Below are 2,112 nucleotides of genomic sequence, written 5' to 3'. Positions count from 1 at the left end.
TTTTTTACTGTTTTATAAAAACTTTCTGCCACAACCAAAAGTTTTTACTATACAACTTCACCGCCCTGCTCTTTTTGGTCTCGCTTTCATGCTCCTGCATGGGAGTGTATATCTCAGCTTGAATGTACGAACATATGCATTCCCATCGAGGACGATGGGAACGAGCTAATAACTGTTCTCTTGAGCGGTGATTCGATTATACAAACGAGCAAAACAATTAGGTTGTCGTAGCATAATCTACAATTGCAGCCAATATTGGTTGCCTGACCCCCGTTTTCCTACACATTAAAGTTTTTCGATAACACTTTTATATTGCTTGCTGTCTTTAATAATGTAAAAAAGATATTGTTCAGCAAAGAGATGAAAAAGGCTTGGATATAACATACCACTGACATTAGAGTATTTTAATTGCTTTTTTTGTTGTTTTGTACTGTTTAGAGATAGCAGATATGTTGGTTTGTCTATGATGATGTAAGTCACATCTTTTGGTGTAATTAAGAGTAAGGGATACTTGTCTGTTGAGATTTTTTTCAATGATTTAAGTTTTAGTTCAGGTGCAGATAATGATTCTACTTGAAAAATACCCACAGCTAGAGCTTGCAGAGTAGCATCTACAAAAGCCCCATATAACTCCATAGAAGTCTCATCCATTTTTACGAATGCTGGACGAAATGGTAATGGCTCTTTATCCAGTAATTTCTTAACATTACCCGTCACTTCCACCTCATATATAGAGAAATACATATGCTCTTCTTCAAAATTATTGCCTACAATCAGAATTTTTTCATTTGCATTGGACACGGTCAGGACAAGGAAGGTAGAAGTATCATAAAGCAGAGAATATTTCATATTGCCTTTTCCATCTTGTCTAAATGAAAGAAGAACTGATTTTTCTGGATCGTCTTTAGAACGTAAAAGCAGAATGCTTTTATCAATAAACTTTACAAATGAGATAGGTATATAATTTATGTATTCTGGTATATCTAACACTTGATATTTTTTTTGTTTATTTACACGAATAACTTTCACTGTTGTTTGATTAGACTCATTAAAAAGGACAGGAAAAAATAGAGATTGGTCACTCAGTATAATGCTTTGTTTATATACTTCATAAGGTAAAGACAAGGGTGAACTATCGCAATATTTCAGTAATGAATGGGCTTGCTGTTGCTCGATATTTAAATCTAAGACTTGAATACACTCAGAGTGTGTTTCAGCAAGAAGATAGGCATTCTTCTCGTTGACCTTTATTAATCTTCCAATGTCACTATTGTTAATATCTAGTTTTGTGTGATTGGTAATAACTAGATTTTGGTCTAGCTCATTGAGATGTATTGCATGATTGTTAACTCGGTTACTAAAATTAATGTCATTGCACACAGTAACAATCTTTGAATTCATTGTTATGGGTTGGGTACAGATGCTGTCAATTGATATAACGTTGTTTGCGTATAGTGATGGGGAAATAATAGTCATCAATGGTATTATTAAATATTTTATTATTCGTCTGGGCATATTTCAGTCTCCTTCTTAGGTGCTTGACAAAGATTCAAACTTATACAATAATCAGAACCCATACTCTTTAGGCAGCGTTTACATTGTGCATCATTGTGTAGTTCCAAGTTGCGTTTAATAATTTCACCCGCATTACTTTTATTAGGTATATTTCCGATACCCATTGCCACACCAATTGTTCTTATTGGAGCAGGATTCAAAAAAAACATTGCAGCATCAACACTAGAGTTTGCATCATGAAACAAAGGATCTAGGCCCGTCGGATCCACAAAATTAACCGGATCCCCCAGCACATACCCATAAAGATTCGTATCCCCGCCATCAAACCCTATCGGGTCTTTAGCCGTCCATTTTCCGGTGTAAGCGTCATAATCGCGATAGCCGAATCTGCTCAGACCGGTATCGGGATCGTAAAGTCCGCCTGCAAATCCAAACGGTATCCTCAACATTGGGTTGCTGTCACTGATGATGTTACCGAAACTGTCATAAAAGCAAGTTTTTTACTGTTTTATAAAAACTTTCTGCCACAACCAAAAGTTTTTACTATACAACTTCACCGCCCTGCTCTTTTTGGTCTCGCTTTCATGCTCCTGCATG

1 protein-coding gene and 1 pseudogene are annotated in these 2,112 nt (G+C 36.0%); both read right to left on the bottom strand.

Going from position 1 to position 2,112, the window contains the following annotated elements; genetic code table 11:
* Positions 1-285 precede the first annotated feature (285 nt).
* A complete protein-coding gene (locus tag ABYK33_RS15565; RefSeq protein WP_373034236.1) occupies positions 286-1,515 on the bottom strand; it encodes a hypothetical protein in 1,230 nt (409 codons plus the stop codon).
* Positions 1,500-1,991: pseudogene (locus ABYK33_RS15560) on the bottom strand (RHS repeat-associated core domain-containing protein); the annotation flags it as partial. The gene ABYK33_RS15565 and the pseudogene ABYK33_RS15560, both read right to left, overlap by 16 nt.
* Between the last annotated feature and the right edge of the window lie 121 nt (positions 1,992-2,112).

Source organism: Sulfurovum sp. (assembly GCF_041562805.1).
GTDB lineage: Bacteria > Campylobacterota > Campylobacteria > Campylobacterales > Sulfurovaceae > Sulfurovum.
This window is presented reverse-complemented; position numbering and strand designations above follow the sequence as displayed.

Bases quoted from the DNA above. Each gene is read 5' to 3' on its own strand.
- ABYK33_RS15565 (WP_373034236.1), bottom strand. From the start codon at position 1,515: ATGCCCAGACGAATAATAAAATATTTAATAATACCATTGATGACTATT.